General features: G+C 63.7%; 24 protein-coding genes. 11 read left to right on the top strand and 13 right to left on the bottom strand.

Annotated elements, in window-relative coordinates:
• The first annotated feature begins 12 nt into the window (after nucleotides 1-12).
• On the top strand, nucleotides 13-408 hold the full coding sequence (locus tag EI545_RS08450; RefSeq protein WP_245990339.1) for a group II truncated hemoglobin: 396 nt from the start codon (nucleotides 13-15) through the stop codon (nucleotides 406-408).
• On the opposite strand, the gene EI545_RS08445 is transcribed toward EI545_RS08450, so the two are convergent.
• Genes EI545_RS08445 through cbiB form a run of 3 tightly spaced genes read right to left on the bottom strand, consistent with a single transcriptional unit; the run spans nucleotide 391 to nucleotide 3,386 of the window.
• Nucleotides 391-1,290 carry a glycosyltransferase family 2 protein gene (locus tag EI545_RS08445; RefSeq protein ID WP_125325064.1) on the bottom strand — a complete coding sequence of 300 codons (900 nt, stop codon included), beginning with the start codon at nucleotides 1,288-1,290 and terminating at the stop codon, nucleotides 391-393. The genes EI545_RS08450 and EI545_RS08445 overlap by 18 nt on opposite strands.
• Complete coding sequence (locus EI545_RS08440; RefSeq protein ID WP_125325063.1) at nucleotides 1,290-2,465, bottom strand: lytic murein transglycosylase; 1,176 nt, start codon at nucleotides 2,463-2,465, stop codon at nucleotides 1,290-1,292. The genes EI545_RS08445 and EI545_RS08440 overlap by 1 nt, the downstream gene beginning before the upstream one ends.
• Nucleotides 2,466-2,486: 21 nt before the next feature.
• A complete protein-coding gene (cbiB, locus tag EI545_RS08435; protein WP_125325062.1) occupies nucleotides 2,487-3,386 on the bottom strand; it encodes an adenosylcobinamide-phosphate synthase CbiB in 900 nt (299 codons plus the stop codon).
• Nucleotides 3,387-3,609: 223 nt separating this feature from the next.
• Here cbiB and EI545_RS08430 point away from each other — a divergent pair, with 223 nt between their 5' ends.
• The gene (locus EI545_RS08430; protein WP_125325061.1) at nucleotides 3,610-3,963 is read left to right on the top strand and encodes a hypothetical protein; all 354 of its coding nucleotides are present in this window, start codon (nucleotides 3,610-3,612) and stop codon (nucleotides 3,961-3,963) included.
• 3 nt (nucleotides 3,964-3,966) lie between these two features.
• On the opposite strand, the gene EI545_RS08425 is transcribed toward EI545_RS08430, so the two are convergent.
• Nucleotides 3,967-4,506 carry a L,D-transpeptidase family protein gene (locus tag EI545_RS08425; protein ID WP_125325060.1) on the bottom strand — a complete coding sequence of 180 codons (540 nt, stop codon included), beginning with the start codon at nucleotides 4,504-4,506 and terminating at the stop codon, nucleotides 3,967-3,969.
• Nucleotides 4,503-5,675, bottom strand: a complete 1,173-nt coding sequence (locus EI545_RS08420) for a MalY/PatB family protein (protein ID WP_125327309.1) — start codon at nucleotides 5,673-5,675, stop codon at nucleotides 4,503-4,505. Before EI545_RS08420 ends, EI545_RS08425 begins: the two co-directional genes overlap by 4 nt.
• A gap of 220 nt (nucleotides 5,676-5,895) precedes the next feature.
• Here EI545_RS08420 and def (EI545_RS08415) point away from each other — a divergent pair, with 220 nt between their 5' ends.
• From def (EI545_RS08415) to EI545_RS08395, 5 genes are all read left to right on the top strand, one after another.
• Nucleotides 5,896-6,411 (top strand): peptide deformylase, encoded by a 516-nt coding sequence (gene def / locus EI545_RS08415; RefSeq protein WP_125325059.1) that lies wholly within the window; start codon nucleotides 5,896-5,898, stop codon nucleotides 6,409-6,411.
• Between the two features lie 75 nt (nucleotides 6,412-6,486).
• On the top strand, nucleotides 6,487-6,975 hold the full coding sequence (def, locus tag EI545_RS08410) for a peptide deformylase (RefSeq protein WP_125325058.1): 489 nt from the start codon (nucleotides 6,487-6,489) through the stop codon (nucleotides 6,973-6,975).
• Nucleotides 6,972-7,475, top strand: a complete 504-nt coding sequence (def, locus tag EI545_RS08405; RefSeq protein WP_125325057.1) for a peptide deformylase — start codon at nucleotides 6,972-6,974, stop codon at nucleotides 7,473-7,475. Before def (EI545_RS08410) ends, def (EI545_RS08405) begins: the two co-directional genes overlap by 4 nt.
• Nucleotides 7,472-8,380 carry a methionyl-tRNA formyltransferase gene (gene fmt / locus EI545_RS08400; protein ID WP_125325056.1) on the top strand — a complete coding sequence of 303 codons (909 nt, stop codon included), beginning with the start codon at nucleotides 7,472-7,474 and terminating at the stop codon, nucleotides 8,378-8,380. The genes def (EI545_RS08405) and fmt overlap by 4 nt, the downstream gene beginning before the upstream one ends.
• Nucleotides 8,381-8,501: 121 nt before the next feature.
• Complete coding sequence (locus EI545_RS08395) at nucleotides 8,502-8,735, top strand: GlsB/YeaQ/YmgE family stress response membrane protein (RefSeq protein WP_125325055.1); 234 nt, start codon at nucleotides 8,502-8,504, stop codon at nucleotides 8,733-8,735.
• On the opposite strand, the gene EI545_RS08390 is transcribed toward EI545_RS08395, so the two are convergent.
• The 8 genes from EI545_RS08390 to EI545_RS08355 form a co-directional block, all read right to left on the bottom strand.
• Entirely contained in the window at nucleotides 8,728-9,276 is a 549-nt protein-coding gene (locus EI545_RS08390) for a TetR family transcriptional regulator (RefSeq protein WP_245990338.1), read from the bottom strand. The two genes, EI545_RS08395 and EI545_RS08390, sit on opposite strands and share 8 nt — an antisense overlap.
• Nucleotides 9,277-9,407: 131 nt before the next feature.
• Nucleotides 9,408-10,061 carry a trimeric intracellular cation channel family protein gene (locus EI545_RS08385; protein WP_125325054.1) on the bottom strand — a complete coding sequence of 218 codons (654 nt, stop codon included), beginning with the start codon at nucleotides 10,059-10,061 and terminating at the stop codon, nucleotides 9,408-9,410.
• On the bottom strand, nucleotides 10,058-10,516 hold the full coding sequence (rnhA, locus tag EI545_RS08380; protein ID WP_125325053.1) for a ribonuclease HI: 459 nt from the start codon (nucleotides 10,514-10,516) through the stop codon (nucleotides 10,058-10,060). The genes EI545_RS08385 and rnhA overlap by 4 nt, the downstream gene beginning before the upstream one ends.
• 1 nt (nucleotide 10,517) lies before the next feature.
• Entirely contained in the window at nucleotides 10,518-11,009 is a 492-nt protein-coding gene (locus EI545_RS08375) for a DUF3429 domain-containing protein (RefSeq protein ID WP_425471639.1), read from the bottom strand.
• 45 nt (nucleotides 11,010-11,054) lie between these two features.
• A complete protein-coding gene (locus tag EI545_RS08370; protein ID WP_125325052.1) occupies nucleotides 11,055-11,504 on the bottom strand; it encodes a YdeI/OmpD-associated family protein in 450 nt (149 codons plus the stop codon).
• On the bottom strand, nucleotides 11,501-12,454 hold the full coding sequence (gene ispH / locus EI545_RS08365; protein WP_125325051.1) for a 4-hydroxy-3-methylbut-2-enyl diphosphate reductase: 954 nt from the start codon (nucleotides 12,452-12,454) through the stop codon (nucleotides 11,501-11,503). Before ispH ends, EI545_RS08370 begins: the two co-directional genes overlap by 4 nt.
• Before the next feature lie 82 nt (nucleotides 12,455-12,536).
• On the bottom strand, nucleotides 12,537-12,962 hold the full coding sequence (locus EI545_RS08360; protein WP_245990337.1) for a YqaA family protein: 426 nt from the start codon (nucleotides 12,960-12,962) through the stop codon (nucleotides 12,537-12,539).
• Nucleotides 12,963-12,984: 22 nt separating this feature from the next.
• Nucleotides 12,985-13,560, bottom strand: coding sequence for a LabA-like NYN domain-containing protein (locus EI545_RS08355; RefSeq protein WP_125325050.1), 576 nt, complete (start codon nucleotides 13,558-13,560; stop codon nucleotides 12,985-12,987).
• Nucleotides 13,561-13,779: 219 nt separating this feature from the next.
• Between EI545_RS08355 and folK the strand changes: the two genes are divergently transcribed.
• From folK to EI545_RS08335, 4 genes are all read left to right on the top strand, one after another.
• Nucleotides 13,780-14,277 (top strand): 2-amino-4-hydroxy-6-hydroxymethyldihydropteridine diphosphokinase, encoded by a 498-nt coding sequence (folK, locus tag EI545_RS08350; RefSeq protein WP_245990336.1) that lies wholly within the window; start codon nucleotides 13,780-13,782, stop codon nucleotides 14,275-14,277.
• An 85-nt stretch (nucleotides 14,278-14,362) separates the two neighbouring features.
• Nucleotides 14,363-14,716 carry a DNA-directed RNA polymerase subunit omega gene (rpoZ, locus tag EI545_RS08345; protein WP_125325048.1) on the top strand — a complete coding sequence of 118 codons (354 nt, stop codon included), beginning with the start codon at nucleotides 14,363-14,365 and terminating at the stop codon, nucleotides 14,714-14,716.
• 27 nt (nucleotides 14,717-14,743) lie between these two features.
• On the top strand, nucleotides 14,744-16,861 hold the full coding sequence (locus EI545_RS08340; protein WP_125325047.1) for a RelA/SpoT family protein: 2,118 nt from the start codon (nucleotides 14,744-14,746) through the stop codon (nucleotides 16,859-16,861).
• 43 nt (nucleotides 16,862-16,904) lie between these two features.
• A complete protein-coding gene (locus EI545_RS08335) occupies nucleotides 16,905-17,612 on the top strand; it encodes a DUF2062 domain-containing protein (protein WP_125325046.1) in 708 nt (235 codons plus the stop codon).
• Nucleotides 17,613-17,640: the final 28 nt, after the last annotated feature.

Raw genomic sequence — 17,640 nt, 5'->3', positions numbered from 1 at the left:
TTCATGGAACCGATGATCGAAAGGATTGGGGGCGAAGGGCAGGTTCATCTGTTGGTGAACCACTTTTACGACCTGATCGAAACGCTGCCTCAGGGCAAGACGATCATGGACCTGCATCTGAAGGGCCATGGCCTTTCCCATGTCCGGCCGGAGCAGTTTGACTTTCTGTGCGGGTTCTTCGGCGGGCGGCGGTATTACCACGAACGTCACGGCCACATGAACCTGCGCGAGATCCATGCGCATGTGGACATCCGCCGGAAGGATGCAGAGGACTGGCTTGCCGTGATGGAGCGCGCGATGTCCGATACCGGGGTGGCCGAACGTGAGCGGGCAGAGGTCATGGTTACGTTCCGGCGTGCCGCGCTGATGCTGGTGAACCGCGACGAAGGGTCAGTCGTAGGCACCTGACAGCAACGCGTCGACCTTGGCTTTCAGGCCCAGATCGGTTGTGACAAGGCGGTCATGCTGTTCAAGCAGCGCAAGCTTTTCCGGCGTCAGAGTCTGGGTTGCGTCGTAGAAATGCTTTATCACCTTCTCGGTCGCGCCGGTCAGATGATGCTGCAAGTCGGGGTGATACTGATAGGCCCCGCGTTCCAGCCGGAAGGGGAGCGCCTTGCGCCAGGCGTCATAGTCCTGCGCGTGAAAGTGCAGGACGCGCAGTTCGGGATTGAAGGGCGTGTCGATCCGTTCCTGCTTCATGTAGACGGCGTGCAGACGCAGCCCGACGCCGCGCACGGCTGGTCGGCAGAAGCTTTTGCCGACGGAATGGCTGAGATGGCCCTTGGGCAGGATTGACCGGTACAGCCCCAGAACCGGCGCGCGAAGGTCGCGCTGGGCATCGCGGAGCGGGCCGCGGAAGTGCCGCGCGGTGAAGATGTCATCCGGCAGGCCGGGGGTGTGCACGGCCTCGAACGGTTCCATCCGCAGGGCGACGTCTGTCAATAGGCGTTCAGCCAGAATGTCGGCCACAGGGCGGGGGGCATGGAGGTATTCGTCCACATCCAGATGCCCCAGCCAATCAAGATCGCAATCCCGCTGCGCATTGCGGGCGTTTCGGGCCTGACGGTTCTGGTGCCGGTCATGCCGACCGCCTTGAGCTGCCCAATAGGCCTCGGTGCAACGAGTGGCGGTGACGCGGGGCAGGCGCGCCACAATGGCGAAGGTCGGATCGTCAGGGTCGTCGAAGTAGAGCCAGATCCGGGTCGCCCCGAGGGACAGATGATGCGCGACAAAGGCCAGCACTTCGGCCTCCGGCGCTTTCACCGTGGCCACCAGACCCCAAGTCAGCATCAAAGCGCGTCCAGAAGCTGGCGGGTGGGCCAACCGTCTGCGGGTTGCCCGAGGCGCACCTGTTCCTTCTGCACCGCGGCCCGGGTCCCTGCGCCAAGGATGCCGTCGATCTGGCCGACGTCATGGCCAAGGGCGGCCAGCTTTTCCTGCAGCGCCATCATTTCGTCCAGCGCCAGTGCCGGGTCAGGGTTGCCCGCGGCGTAGGGGTCAGCCCCTTCGATCCGGGTGGCGAAATAGGCGGCGGTGGTGACGTAGATGAAGCTTTTGTTCCATTCGAAGAACACGCGGTAGTTCGGGTAGACCACAAAAGCCGGGCCCTTGCGCCCCTGAGGCAGGAGGATGGAGGCCTGCAGCCCCGGCGCCAACGTGCCCGCGCGGGGGGTGACGCCAAGGGCGGCCCAATCTTCGGTCGGGCGTTCGGTTTCAAGCCCGGTCAGGGACCAGTCGAAGGTTTCGGGCAGGGTGACTTCGGTCAGCCAAGGCTCACCCGCGCGCCAGCCGTGGTGTTGCAGCATCCGCGCGCCCGACAGAAGGGCATCGGCCTGCGATGTCTTCAGGGTGACCAGACCATCGCCGTCGCCATCGACACCCCGTTCCAGAATGTCCTTCGGCAGCATCTGGACCATGCCGATTTCGCCGGCCCACGCGCCAGTGGTGTTCAGGTCAAACTCGTCCAGCGCATGGAGCTGGGCGGCGGCAAGGACCTGCGGCTGGAAAAGCTCGGGCCGCCGACAGTCGTGGGCGAGGGTGAGGAGGGCGTTGCGGGTGTTGAAATCCCCCTGGACTTGGCCGAAATCCGTCTCGAACGCCCAGAAGGCAAGGAGGACACCGCGCGAAACGCCGTATTCAGCCTCGGCTCGGGCAAAGATGGCGTCCAGTTCGGCCGACTTGGCGCGGGCGGTGGCAAGGCGGTTTTTCGAGATCAACGACTGCGAGAAGTCGAGAAAGGTCTTGCGGAAGACGCCTTGGCTGCGGTCGGCCTTCAGCACCGCCGGGTCTTGCCGGACGCCCTGAAAAAAGGCGGCGGCCTTGTCGGGGGGCGTGCCTGCGGCGACAGCCTCAGCCTCCATCTGGGTTAGGAAGCTCGCAAAGTCGCCGCCGCAGGGGGCGGCAGCGGCGGGGGTGGCAAGGGCAAAGGCAAGGGCGGGGGCAAGGGCGATAAGGGCGGCGCGCATCGGGTCTCCTTCGGTTGGAGCCTAGAAAAGCGCGATAAGGACCGCAAAGGCAAGGAGGGCCGCCCACACCCGCCACAAAGCGCCGGCAGCGGCGTCGATGTCATCCGGGCCGGGGTCGCGGCGGCCTTCGGGCCAGACCCAGGGGTAGTCTTTGCGGACACCGTTGTAGCTGCGCGGGCCGGACAGTGCGACGTTCAGGACCGGGGCCATGGCGCTTTCCGGCCAGCCGGCGTTGGGGCTGCGATGCTTCGGCGCATCGCGGAGGATGGGGCCGGGATCGACCCAGCCATGGGTCAGCGCGATCAGCAAAGCGGTCAGGCGGGCGGGGATCAGGTTCAACACGTCATCCAACCGGGCCGAGGCCCAGCCGAATTCGCGGTAGCGGGGGGTCATGTGGCCAATCATGCTGTCCGCGGTGTTGATCAGCTTGTAGGCGACGATGCCGGGCAGGCCGAGGACCAGATACCAGAACACCGGGGCGACCACGCCGTCTGACAGGTTTTCGGCCGCACTTTCGATGGCGGCGCGGGCAACGTCGGGGCCGGTCATGCTGCCGGTGTCGCGACCGACGATCATCGCCACGGCCGCGCGACCCTCTGCCACCGAACGGCGCAGGGCGGTGGCCACCGCGCGGACATGTTCCACAAGGCTTTTCTGGGCAAGGAGGATGGCAAGGGTAATGACCTCGACCACGCCATGATCGGGTAGGGCATGGATCAGCCAGCCGATGCCAAGACCGGTGACCAGCAGGGCCAAGGTGACCAGCACGCCCCGCAGGCGCAGTGACTGGCCGCGGTTGAAGCGACGGTCACACCAGCCGACAAGGCGGCCCATCAGGACAGCAGGGTGCGGCAGCCGATCCCAGAGGATACGGGGTTCACCGAAGGCGGCGTCAAGGAGGAGTGCGATGGTCAGGATCATGCCGTGGCTATTCCCCCGCCTGCAGTGATTCGCAAGCACTGGCTGGGGCTTGGGGAATTGCTGCCGCGCCGGGTGGTGGGGTTTCCACGCTGAGTCAACCGCAAGTTGTCGCAACTGCGTCTTTGCGGACATCTTCCGTTTACAAGCTGGCAATATCCTTATGGCAGCTTGATTTCTGGCGTTCAGGCCACAAACTTGATTCCAGACGCTCACGGGGGCTGCCATGCTTGAGTTTCTGCCGAAGGAAGTGCGGGAAGGCTTGGAAGCCGCCCGCAAGAAAGACCTAAAGCGCAAGTCGCGGCTGCGGGTGCAGGTGGGCGATGCGGTGTTTCCGGTGCTGCGGTTCTGGCATGACGGTTTCGCACTGGATGCCGATCTGTCGCCGGCAAAGCTGCGCGGGCTGGTCGATGTCTATGACGGGTCGCGGCACATCTTCCAATGCCTGATCATGGCCAGCAGCATCGAAAACGGTGAGCTGGTGTGTGACTTCAAGCGGGCAACCGCAGTGGCGGACCGGGCGGCGCTGGATTTCTGGCGGGATGAGAACGCGCCGGTGGGATATCTGTCCAAGGCGTGACAGTCAGGGTTGGATTTCGACCTTTGTGCCGATAGGGGTGACAGCCCAGATCTCCCGCATCTCGATATTGGTCACGGCGATGCAGCCGTCGGTCCAGTCCCCCCGCAGCTTGAACCGTTCGGACAGGGCGTTGGGCTGGCCGTGAATGAAGATGTCGCCCCCCGGGCTGTAGCCCCCGGCGGCGGCGCGGGCGCGGTCTTCCGGCTTTGGATAGTCAAGGCCAAGGGAAAGGTGAAAGGCGCTGCGGTCGTTCCGCTGGTCGATGGTGAATTCGCCTTCCGGGGTGCGGCCATCGCCCTGCCGGTCCTTGTCGCCTTCCGGCGCAAACCCCAGCGCGATCTGATAGGTGCGGACCGTCTTGCCGTCCTGCAGCAGCTGCATCCGCCGGGCAGATTTTTCGATCACGATCCGGTCGATCTGCCCGGTCAAGGGCGGCGGGGGCGGCACTGGCACGCGTTCGGGCGGCATGAACAGGGATGCCGTCAACATGCCAAGAATCGCCACCAGCGCCAGATAGGCAAGCAGGCGGGCAAGGCGCCTCATTGCAGGTCGGCGAAAGCCCGGGTCAGGCGGTCCACCGCCTCGGCCACCTGGGCGCGGGGACAGGCCAGATTGAAGCGCAGGTAGGTTTCGCCCCCGGTGCCGAAGCTGGTACCATGGTTGGTCGCGATCTTTGCGACGGTCTGCACCCGATCAATGAATTCCTCCGGCGTCATCCCGGTGGCGGAAAAGTCGACCCATGCCAGATAGGTCGCCTCGAGCGGGGTGGAGCGGAGGCCCGGAATCCGGGCGATGCCGTCGTCAAACAGGCGGCGGTTGCCATCCAGATAGCGCATCAGATCATCGACCCAGACCGCGCCTTCGGGGGAATAGGCCGCGGTGGCCATATGCATCCCGAACGAGTTGGGCGAAATGCCCATCGCGTTGATCTTGTTGGCAAATGCCTTGCGCAGTTGCGGATCGGGGATGATGACATTGCCGATATGGGCCCCGGCGATATTGAAGGTCTTGGTGGTGGCCGTCATCATCACCAGCCGGTCGGCGATGTCTGGCACGGCATTGGGCATGACGGTATGGGTCTGGCCCGGAAACACGAGGTCATGGTGGATTTCGTCCGACACCAGGATCAGGTCATGGCGGCGGCAGAAGTCGGCCACGCTGCGCAGTTCGTCCACCGTCCACACCCGGCCACCGGGGTTGTGCGGCGAGCAGAGGATAAGCATCTTTTCCCGCCCGGTGAGGAGAGGGTCCCAAGCGGCGATGTCCAGTTGGGCCATGCCGCCCTTCAGGACCAGTGGACATTCCACCACCGTGCGCCCGGCGGCTTTGATGATCCGCGAAAAGGCGTGATAGACCGGCGTCATCAGGATCACGCCATCACCGGGTTGGGTGTAGGTGTCGATGCAAAGCGCAGCACCGTTCACAAGGCCATGCGTAGTGAAGATCCATTCCGGCTCTACCTCCCAGCCGTGGCGGGTCTTCATCCACCACTGGATTGCGGCCAGATAGGCGCGGTCATCGCCGAAGTAGCCATAGACGCCGTGCTGAACCATCCGTTCCAGCGCCTGCTGCACCACATGTGGGGGACGAAATTCCATATCCGCGACCCACATCGCAAGGCCTTCGTCGGGGGACAGGCCGAAAAGGGCCTCCATCGCGTCCCACTTGGCACAATGGGTTCCAGCGCGGAGGATCGGGTCATCAAAGCTCATGTCTACGGTCATGTCGGGCTTTCTTCGGGTGTGGTATTTTCGTCCGATTAGATTAACTATAGTGGAAAGTCATCCTGAAATATCGATGCTAAGTGGGATAATCATCTGACTATTGGCAGAAAGGCAGAACGATGGTCTGCATGGGTATCCCTTTGGTCGCCACGTGGTTCATTCTTCTGGCCCCTTGCCTTGATGGCCGGGCTTTCGTAAATCGCAGCCTATGATCCGCTCTATCCTGATCCATCCTGATCCGCGCCTCAAGAAGGTCTGCGACCCTGTGGGCGAAATCACCCCAGAGCTGCGCCAGCTTGCTGGTGACATGCTGGAAACGATGTATGACGCGCCCGGCATCGGGCTGGCGGCACCACAGGTGGGTGTCATGAAGCGGGTGCTGGTGATGGACTGCATCAAGGAAGGCCCGCCAGAGCCGATGGTGCTGATCAACCCGGAAGTGATCTGGTCATCCGAGGACCTGTCGACCTATGAGGAGGGGTGCCTGTCGATCCCCGATCAATACGCCGATGTAAAGCGCCCGGCCGAAGTTCAGGTGCGCTGGATGGATATGGACGGTGCGATGCAGGAACGTCAGTTCGCCGGGATCTGGGCGACCTGCGTGCAGCATGAGATCGACCATCTGGATGGCAAGCTGTTCATCGACTACCTCGGCCCATTGAAGCGGCAGATGATCACCCGCAAGATGGAAAAGCTGAAACGGGAACGCGCGCGGGCAGACTGACGGCCACACGTCGCAGTGGGTGGCATCCTTTGGCATAGCGGGCTCGTGCGGCCAAACATCGAAAGGTTTCCCCGGATGCTGATGCCCATTCTGCGCTGGCCCGACCCCCGTCTGTCACAGCGCTGTGCGCCTGCCGTTCTGGACGATGATCTGCGCACCTTGGCGGCAGACATGTTGGAGACGATGTATGCCGCCCCCGGCCGTGGACTGGCGGCCCCGCAGGTGGGCCGGTTGGTCCGGCTGTTCGTGATGGATGTGACTTGGAAGGACGGCGTCCACGCCCCGCAGGTGTTTGTGAACCCCGAAATCCTTGAACTGTCGCCGGTGCGGGTCACAGGGCCGGAGGGATGCCTGTCCATCCCCGGACCCGTGACCGAGGTCGAGCGGGCCGAAACCATCCGGATACGCTGGACCGATCTTGACGGTCGGGGGAATGAGGCCGTGCTGACCGGTTTTGCCGCGATCTGCGCGCAGCATGAATATGACCATCTGGACGGGATCCTGACACTGGACCGCATCCCCCCGAACGCCCGGGCGCTGGCCGAGGCGGCAGTTTTGTCATGACAGTGCGCCGTTGCCTGCCCTGGCCGGACCCGATCTTGCGCAAGCCAGCCGCCGATGTGGCCGAGGTGACCGATACCGTGCGCGCGCTTTGGGCCGACATGATCGACACGATGGATGCAATGCCGGGCTACGGACTTGCGGCAGTGCAGATCGGGGTGGCGCTGCGGCTTGCCGTGGTTGACTGCTCTGACAGCCGGGGGCAAGCCGTGCGACTGGCCAACCCCGAAGTGCTGCATGCCAGCGGCCAGTTCCGTGAGCATGAGGAGGCATCGCCCAACCTGCCGGGCGTGTCGGCGGTGGTGAAGCGGCCTCGCGCGGTGACAGTGCGGTTCCTGAATGAACAGGGCCAGTTGGAAGAGCGGGATTTCGTTGGCCTGTGGGCGACCAGCGTTCAGCACCAGATCGACCATCTGGCGGGGAAGATGTACTTTGACCATCTGTCGCCGCTGAAACGCAAGATGCTGATCGCAAAGGCAGAGAAGTTGAGGCGGTTGCAGTGAAAATCATTTTCATGGGAACGCCGGAATTTTCAGTGCCGGTTCTCGAAGCGCTGCATCAGGCGCATGAGATTGTTGCGGTCTATTGCCAGCCACCGCGTCCGGCCGGGCGGGGCAAGGCAGATCGGCCAAGCCCTGTGCAGGCCCGGGCCGAGGCGTTGGGGTTGACGGTGCGCCATCCGGTTTCGCTGCGCAGCGAAGATGCAGCAAAGGCGTTCGCCGACCTGCAGGCGGATGTGGCTGTGGTGGTGGCCTATGGCCTGATCCTGCCACAGGCCGTGCTGGACGCGCCGCGGCTTGGGTGCCTGAATATCCACGCCAGCCTTTTGCCGCGCTGGCGTGGGGCGGCACCGATCCACCGTGCCATCATGGCGGGGGATGCCGAGACCGGGGTCTGCATCATGCAGATGGAAGCGGGGCTGGACACCGGCCCAGTGCTTCTGCGCGAGGCGACGGCAATTGGGCCCGAGGAAACGACGGCCGACCTGCACGACCGGCTAAGCGAGATGGGCGCGCGGCTGATCTGCCAGGCTCTGGAAGGGCTTCCGGGCTTGCCCGCCACTGCGCAGGGGGCGGAGGGCGTGACTTATGCCGCGAAGATCGACAAGGCCGAGGCGCGGGTGGATTTCCGGAAGCCCGCGGTCGAGGTGGACCGGCTGATCCGCGGCCTTTCGCCGTTTCCGGGGGCGTGGATCGACGTGAACGGCGAAAGGGTAAAACTGCTGCGGTCCCGGCTTGCGGCAGGGCAGGGAGCGCCGGGCGAAGTGCTGCATGGCTTTACCATCGCTTGTGGTTCGGGCGCGGTGGAGATCACCGAGGCGCAGCGTGAAGGCAAGCGCCCCATTCCCGCAACCGAGGTGCTGCGGGGGCTTGCTCTGCCCGACCGGTTGCAGGGCGAGGATCGTTGAAAAGCCGCAGTGAGGCCAACGATGGCTTCACCTCGTGCAGTCGTGAAATCTTCGGGCTGGATGGCTGGTGTTGCGGGCACGAGGCCCCCATATGTCACATGACAGCACGGGGAGGGGTGACATGCCGTTCATCTGGCTTCTGATCGTGGGGGTGGCGGTCGGGTTTCTGGCGACGCGCATCCTTAAAGTTGATCTTGATACGCCGTCGACGATAGCCCTTGGGGTGCTTGGCGCCCTGATCGGCGGGCTGGTGCTGCGCGGGTTGGTGATGATGGCCGGGGTCGGCGCAGGTTTTGTCGGTGCGCTGCTGGGCGCGCTGGTCCTGATCTGGGCCTGGAAAACCTGGATCAAGTAAGCCGTTTCACCGCGTCCTTGAGGCGAAAGCCACTGGCGCCCGTCGCGTCCCAGATTGCCTGACCTTGCCAGACAGCGAACAAAAGCGCCGCGGTTTCGCGCGCCTTCGGTCCAGTGCCAAGGCGCAGCGACAGCGCGGATTCCAGCGTCGCGCGCCAAGCGGCGGCACGTTGGGCAAGGTCCGGGTCCCGCAGGTCGGCGGCGATGGCCGCTGCATCAACCGGGCCGATGGCTTTCAGCAGGGCTTGCGGTCCTTTGTCGGCGGTCTTGGCGATTGCGTCGGCGGTTTGCGCCTCAAGCGCCTCCCACGCAGCTTGGCGGGCGGCGCGCACCATGCCGTCACGGCTGCCGAAACGCTGCACAAGCGTGGGGGCGGCAAGGCCGGTGGCGGCGGCGACCTTGGCAAAGGACACCGCCTTGTCACCGCCGGTCGCCAGCATCTGCCGGACTGTGGCAAAAACGGATGCGTCGGAAATGGTCTTGGTGCGCGGCATGATCAAAGCATAAAGCGAATGTTCATTCGCAATCAAGCGTTTCGGCATGCCCGGGATTCCTACTCGGGTCAGTCGGACAGGCAAAGTACCAGGTCACGCGACAAGGGGGTGCTGCTCGATACGGATCGGCTGGAGTTGCGGCTTTGGGGTGGGGTATCAGACCATTCGTTCACATAGCGCTAACGCTTCGGAGCGCCCGGGCTTGGGGGCTGGGACCGATAGACCGGAAGGCGCCAGCCAAGGGCGATGCTGCCCGCGCGCAGGACAAAGACCAGCGCTGCGCAGATCAGCAGGGCAATGGGCGTCGGCAAGTCGGCCTGCCCGGCAAACACTGCGCCCAATGCCCCGACAAAGGCACAGGTGACGTAAAGCTCGCCCTGCTTCAGGACCAGCGGGACCTCGTTGCAGACCACATCACGCATCAGCCCGCCCATGCAGCCCGTGATCATTCCCATCACTAGGACGACGGGCCAGCCTTGACCTTCGGCCAAGGCCACCGCCACCCCGGCCGGGACAGCGACAGCAAGGGCGAAAGCGTCGAACCACAAGAGCGCGCGATAGCGGCTTTCCAGCAGATGCGCGGTGAAAAAGACGATGATCGCCGCGACGACAGCCACGGCAAGGTTCACCGGATCGGCCACCCAGAACACCTCACGGTTCAGGATGGCGTCGCGGATCGTGCCGCCGCCAACGGCCGTCAGGCAGGCGATGAAGATGAAGCCGACGATATCAAGCTGCGACCGGCTTGCCGCAAGCGCGCCAGTCAGGGCGAAGACAAGAACCGCCGCATAGTCCAGCCCGGTCAGCAGGGTTAGGGCGGGAAATCCAGTCATGTCGAGACCTTGAAGGGTGCCATGCCCGCCCGCGCCAGTTCGTCAGCACGTTCGTTTTCGGCGTGGCCCGCGTGGCCCTTGATCCAGCGCCATGTCACCTTGTGGCGGGCCTGTGCTGCCTCAAGCCGTTGCCAAAGCTCCACATTCTTGACGGGGGGGCCACCCGCCGTGCGCCAGCCCTTGCGCTTCCACCCGGCGATCCATTCGGTGATGCCGTTCTTCACATAGGCGCTGTCGGTGACGATGGTGATCTCGGACGGCCGGGCCAGCGCCTCAAGCGCCGAGATCGCCGCCATCAGTTCCATGCGGTTGTTGGTGGTCAGCGCTTCGCCACCCTGCAGGGTACGCTCCTTGACGACCACGCCACCCTCACGCGCGAGCATCAGCACGCCCCAGCCGCCGGGGCCGGGATTGCCGGAACAGGCACCGTCGGTATAGGCGAAAAGGTCGGGCATGTCAGACCTGCAGCGGAATGGCGAGGCAGGCCAGAACCACGACCGTCAGCATGACCCGCAGCCGCAGCCACCAGCGTGGGGCAAGACCCCAGGCGGCATACATGGCATCCAGCAGCAGCAGGCCCACAAACCCCGCTGCAAGGAAGATGGTCGAGTTTGCTGACGCGTCGGTGACCATGAAGAACACCCAAAGCGCCGGGATCACCGACAGGCCATAGGCGACGGCGGCTTCGGTGCCTTCGGCCTTGGTGGCAAAGCCCCACAAAACGCCGGACATGAAGGACAGGATCACCGTGCCATAAGTCACCCCGACCACCGCGCCAAGGAACATGGGCGACAGGACCTGTCCGGCCCAGCGAGAGAGATCAGGCGACAAGTGGGTTGCAGCAGACCACAGGAAGGGGATCAGCCCGGCAAGGCCAAGCAGGAGTGCGGTGCGGGGGATGCGGCGATCATCGGTCATGTGGCCCATGTACCGTGGCGCGTCGGGCATGGAAAGCGGTTCAATTGCCCGGCAAGGGCGACAACAGCGCTCGGTTCAGCCAAGATCGGCGACAAGCCTTGCGATGCGTTTCTGGCGCGTCGGGTCCGTACGGGCGGTGGCGATCTGGTAAAGCAACCCGCGCCGCTTTCCGGGGGACAGTGCTTCCCACGCGGCCAACACTCCGCCGTTGCGAAGCGCGGCTTCGATGTCCGGGTCAAGATCAACCCGGTCGTCCGGGGCGGGCCGCAGGCGCACTTCGACCGGGTCGCCGGGCTGAATGCCGATCCTGTCAAGAAGGCTTGCACCGGTCCAGAGAAAGACCCCCTCCACCACCGGCGCGCGGGACAGGGCAAGGTTGACCGGGTGATCGGCAATCTCGCCCTCGACGCGGCGACAGCTGCCAAGGGCTTGGACAGCATCCTTTGGCAGGCGGAGGATGGTGTAGGTCGACCGTCCCCAGGTCAGGGGTTCTACCCGACCTTCGAACGTGACCCAATCGATCATGCCGGTTCGCGCAGGATTTTCGGGACCTTGAATTCGACGTCCTCGACAGCGGTTTCGACCAGTTCCACCGTCACATCGAACCGGGCGCGGAAGGCGTCGATCACTTCATTCACCAGCACCTCTGGGGCCGAAGCCCCAGCGGTCAGGCCAATCGCGCGGGCAGTTTCAAGGGCGCGCCAGTCGATATCGGCCGCGCGCTGGATCAGCATCGAATAGCCGCAGCCTGCCGCCGAGCCCACCTCAACCAGTCGTTTGGAGTTCGACGAATTCGGCGCGCCGATGACCAAAAGCGCGTCGATCTTCGGCGCGACGGCCTTGACGGCGGCCTGCCGGTTGGTGGTGGCATAACAGATGTCGTCATGCGCAGGCGCATTGATCAGCGGGAACCGGGCTTTCAGGGCGGCGGCGATGTCGGCGGTGTCGTCGACAGACAGGGTGGTCTGGGTGATGAAGGCAAGCTTTGCCGGGTCGCGGACCTGCAGGCGCGCCACATCGGCGACGGTTTCGACCAGAAGCACTTCACCGGGGGGAAGCTGGCCCATGGTCCCCACCGTCTCGGGGTGGCCTTCGTGGCCGATGTAGATCATCTGGGTGCCGGCCTCATGGTGCCGCGCGGCCTCATTGTGGACTTTGGTCACCAGGGGGCAGGTGGCATCGACGGCGATCATGTGGCGGTTGGCTGCCTCTGCCGGGACGGATTTCGGCACGCCATGCGCCGAGAACACGACGGGGCGGTCATCGGGGCAATCCGACAGCTCTTCAACGAACACCGCGCCTTGGGCGCGCAGGGCATCGACCACGAACTTGTTGTGCACGATCTCGTGCCGGACATAGACCGGGGCGCCCCATTTCTGGATCGCCATTTCAACGATCTTGATCGCGCGGTCCACGCCGGCGCAAAAGCCCCGTGGGGCGGCAAGGTAAAGGGTCAGGGGAGGATGCTTGGCCATGGGATCCCAGTCTGGACTACGGTCAGGATTAAGGGCTTCGCCGGGCAAGGTCCAGTCACGACTGGCCCGTCATGGCATCGCGTCACGGCATCGCGGCGGCGGTCACAAGGGCCAGAACTGCATAGCGGCCGGTCTTGGCAACCGCGACCAGCAGCAGGAAGACCGGGAAGGGCACCCGCAGCACACCGGCAACCGCGACCAGCACATCGCCCCCCGGGGCCCAGGCCAGCAGCAGCGACCACAGCCCCCAGCGGCGGAACCAATCCTCGGCCCGGGCCATCTGGGCCGGGCGAACCGGAAAGCGCGGGTGGTCGCGAAGGTGGCCAAGGCCGCGTCCCATCGCGTAGGTCACGCAAGACCCAAGCACATTGCCGACAGAGGCGACTGCCACAAGTGTGGCAGCGGACCACCCGGCGACCTGCATGGCGATAAAGGGCACTTCAGAGTTGAACGGAACCGGAGTCGCGGCCAGAAAGGCCGCGACGAACAGACTGGCAAGCGCGATCACCCCCCAGCGACCTGTGGCAGTGTCACTTCGACTCGACCGCCGCGGCTTCGTCCATCATCGGGCGCGGTTCGCGCGGCGGACGGCCAATGACTTCGCGCAATTCGTCCAGTTCAATGAAATTGTCGGCCTGACGGCGCAGTTCATCTGCGATCATCGGCGGTTGGCTGCGGATCGTGGACACAACCGACACCCGGACGCCCTGCCGCTGCAGGCTTTCCACCAGCGGACGGAAATCGCCGTCGCCAGAGAACAGCACCACATGATCGACCCGCGCTGCCAGTTCCATGGCGTCGACGCAAAGTTCGATGTCCATGTTGCCCTTCACCTTCCGGCGACCCTGGCTGTCGGTATATTCCTTCGCGGGCTTCGTGCGCATCGTGAAGCCGTTGTAGTGGAGCCAGTCAACCAGCGGCCGGATCGGCGAGTATTCGTCGTTCTCCAGCAGCGCGGTGTAGTAAAAGGCCCGCAGCAATTTGCCGCGACGCATGAACTCCATCCTCAGCAGCTTGTAGTCGATGTCGAAGCCCAGCGCCTTGGCGGCGGCGTAAAGATTCGAGCCATCAATGAACAGCGCAAGCCGTTCGTCCTTGTAAAACATTCCGTGGGTCCCCTTAAAGACGCTATGCTGATCGAACTTCCGTGTCTGGATCACGTGCTGTAGATAAGTCCGCCAGCCAACGTGCAACGAATATCAGCCGAAATCGCAGCCAGACAAGTCAACTATGGGAAGTTTTGCGTGTATTGCGGAAATTCTGGACAATCTCTGATTGCGCTGGGCGCGAATCTGCCGTTCGACGGACAGGACCCGGGAGAGACGTTGCGCGCGGCGGTCGCCGCTCTTGCCGAGGAAGGCGTTACCGTACTTGCCCTTAGCCGATTTTTCGCCACGCCCTGTTTTCCGGCGGGCGCCGGACCGGATTATGTGAACGCGGCAGCGGTCATCCATCGAAAAGAGCCAGGTGACCTAGCGTCACTTTTGGCCTGCCTGCACCGTGTCGAGGCCAGATTTGGCCGCAAACGCCTGCAACGCTGGGGGATGCGGACGCTGGATATCGACCTTTTGGCGATGGGCGATTCGGTTCTTCCCGACACCAAGACGCAGGATTCCTGGCGTGCGCTGGCGCCCGAAGCGCAGATCCGCACCACGCCTGACCAACTGATCCTGCCACATCCGCGGCTGCAGGACCGGGCCTTCGTCCTCGTCCCGTTGGCCGATGTGGCACCTGATTGGGTGCATCCGCGCACCGGTCTGACCGTGTTGCAAATGCTGGATGCCCTGCCAGCGGCTGACCGTGAGGCCGTGAAACCGCTTTGATTTGCTGCGATTCAGCGCTTGTCACCGCCAGCCCAAGCGCCTAAATAGGCCACTTCCAGCGAAACTTCCGGATTGGAGTTCCCTCATGGCCCGCGTAACGGTCGAAGATTGCGTTGACAAGGTTCCGAACCGGTTCGAACTGGTGATGCTTGCCGCCCATCGGGCGCGCGAAATCCAGTCCGGCTCGCCCATCACGATCGACCGTGACAACGACAAGAACCCCGTTGTCGCCCTGCGTGAGATTGCGGATGAAACGCAGTCGGCCGATGTGCTGCGCGAACGGATGATCGAAAGCCATCAGACCCAGATCGAGGTTGATGAGCCCGAAGATGACCAGATGGCGCTTCTTATGGGCGGTGACATGGATCGGCCGATGGTCGATGACATGTCGGAAGAAAAGCTGCTCCGCGCGCTGATGGAAGCCCAGGGCGAGCTTTAAGGCGGAAAACCCGCAAGCGGGGCGGTGATGATCGACGTCGAAGACCTCATCGCCCTGGTTCGCAATTACAACCCGCGCAGCAATGCCGATCTGATCCGGAAGGCCTATGCCTACGGGTTCAAGATGCATGACGGCCAGATGCGGAAATCGGGCGAGCCCTATTTCACCCACCCTGTCGCCGTGGCCGCAATCCTGACGGAACAGCGGCTGGATGATGCGACGATCATCACCGCCCTGCTGCATGACACGATCGAAGACACCCGGTCCACCTACACCGAGGTTGCCAGCCTGTTCGGCGATGAAGTGGCAGAGCTTGTTGACGGTGTGACCAAGCTGACCAACCTGCAGCTGTCCTCGACCGAAAGCCAGCAGGCCGAAAACTTCCGCAAGCTTTTCATGGCAATGTCCAAGGACCTGCGGGTCATTTTGGTCAAGCTGGGCGACCGTCTGCACAACATGCGGACCATCAAGTCGATGAACCCGGAAAAGCAGGCCCAGAAAGCGCGCGAGACGATGGAGATATTTGCTCCATTGGCCGGGCGGATGGGTATGCAGTGGATGCGCGAGGAGTTGGAGGATCTGTCCTTCAAGGTCCTCAACCCCGAGGCGCGCAATTCGATCATGCGCCGCTTCGTGACGCTGCAGAAGGAATCCGGCGATGTGGTCCACAAGATCACCGCCGACATCCGGCACGAGTTGGAGAAGGCCCAGATCGAGGCCGATGTCTATGGCCGCGCGAAAAAGCCCTACTCCATCTGGCGCAAGATGCAGGAGAAGGATCTGGCGTTCAGCCGGCTGTCCGACATCTACGGCTTCCGCGTCATCTGCGGGTCGGTGCAGGACTGCTACCGCATTCTGGGCGTGATCCACCAACGCTGGCGCGCGGTGCCGGGCCGGTTCAAGGACTACATCAGCCAGCCGAAAACGAACGGCTACCGGTCGATCCACACCACGGTATCGGGGCGTGACGGCAAGCGGGTGGAAATCCAGATCCGCACGCGCGAGATGCACGAGGTGGCCGAGGCCGGGGTTGCCGCGCATTGGTCGTACCGTGAAGGCGTGCGGGCAAAGAACCCCTTTGCCGTCGATCCGGCCAAGTGGATCGCCACCCTGACTGAACGGCTGGACGAAGGCGACACGGATGAGTTTCTGGAAAACGTCAAGCTTGAGATGTATTCCGACCAAGTCTTCTGCTTCACGCCCAAGGGCGACGTGATCCAGCTGCCGCGTGGGGCCACGCCCCTGGATTACGCCTATGCCATCCACACCCGGATCGGCAATTCCTGCGTTTCGGCCAAGATAGACGGCATTCGCGTGCCCTTGTGGACCCGCCTGAAGAACGGCCAGTCGGTGGAGATCATCACGGCAGAAGGTCAGCGCCCGCAATCCAGCTGGATCGACATCGTCACGACGGGCCGGGCCAAGGCGGCGATCCGGCGGTCCTTGCGCGAAGAAGACCGGGGCCGCTTCGTAAAGCTGGGGCAGGAACTGGCCCGCGCGGCCTTTGACCATGTTGGCAAGAAGGCCACCGACAAGGCCCTGCGCACGGCGGCCAAGATGCTGGGGCTGTCGGATGAAAATGACCTGCTGGCCCGCATTGGATCAGCCGAAATGCCGGCGCGGCGGATCGTCGAAACGCTTTACCCCGACCTTGCGCAGGCCACGGCCGAGGAAGTGGATGCCAAGCGCCCCGTCGTCGGTCTGACCGCCGACCAGAGCTTCAAGCGCGCTCAATGCTGCCAGCCGGTTCCGGGCGAACGCATCGTCGGCATCACCTATCGCGGTCAGGGCGTTGTTGTGCACGCCATCGACTGCCCCGCGCTGGAGGAGTTTGAGGATCAGACCCAGCGCTGGGTTGATCTGCACTGGCATTCCGGTCGGCATGCCCCGGTGTTCACAATCTCGCTGGATGTCACGATCTCGAACGATGCGGGCGTGCTGGGCCGCATCTGCACCTTGATCGGAGAGCAGAAGGCCAATATCTCGGACCTGCGGTTTACGGATCGCAAACCGGATTTCTATCGCCTTATCATTGACGTGGATCTGCGCGATGTTGAACATCTTCATATGGTCATGACCGCGCTTGAGGCCGAGACGGACGTGGCGCAAATCTCGCGTCATCGGGATTTGACCAAGCGGCCGTAAGGCGGAACAACGGGCGTATGTCCGGGGCAGAGAGGCGACGCGGGTGGTTTTCAAGCGCAGGGATCGGTTGGGCTGGGGCGCGTGGCTGCGCGAACAGATCTACCCGCGCGGTGGGTTCAAGCGGGCCGTCCGCTATGTCGTGCACCGCATGCGCCGCCTGCCCGACCAGCCGCACCGCGTGGCGCGCGGGGTGTTCGCAGGGTCTTTCATCGGATTTCTTCCCCTTCCGGGCATGCAGTTTCTGGCGGCTTGGGGTGCAGCGCGCCTTGTCCGGGGCAATGTGCTTGCGGCCTTGCTGGGCACGTTCAACACCAACCCGCTGACCACCCCCTTCTTCGCCGTCCTCGCGATGAGCCTTGGCCACTGGATCCTTGGGATCGAGGCGCCACTGAACGCCGAATACATCGGCAAGGCCTTTGGCCATGCCGGGCGCGATCTGTGGTTCAACTTCATGGCGCTGTTCGGACCGGAAAAGGCCCGCTGGGACGGGCTTGTCCAGTTCTGGCACGAGATCTACCTTCCGTACTTCATCGGCGCCCTGGGTCCTGCGCTTCTGATCAGTGGCATCGCCTATTACGTCACGATCCCGTTGGTCGAAGCCTATCAGAAGGCCCGTGCCGCCACGGCCCAAGAACGCGGTGAACGGCGCAGCCGGATGCGTGCCAAGCTGGCCGAGGCTGCGGCCAAACTGAAGCGGCGCGGGGAAAACGATGGCGAAGAGTTCGGGGATGACGGGCCAGGGGCGCCGTGACAGGTGGAAGGCAACAGCGATGAGGCAA

It is taken from the genome of Tabrizicola piscis, assembly GCF_003940805.1.
GTDB lineage: Bacteria > Pseudomonadota > Alphaproteobacteria > Rhodobacterales > Rhodobacteraceae > Tabrizicola > Tabrizicola piscis.
Note: the sequence above shows the minus strand (reverse complement) of the source record. Positions and strands in the feature narration are given on the sequence as shown.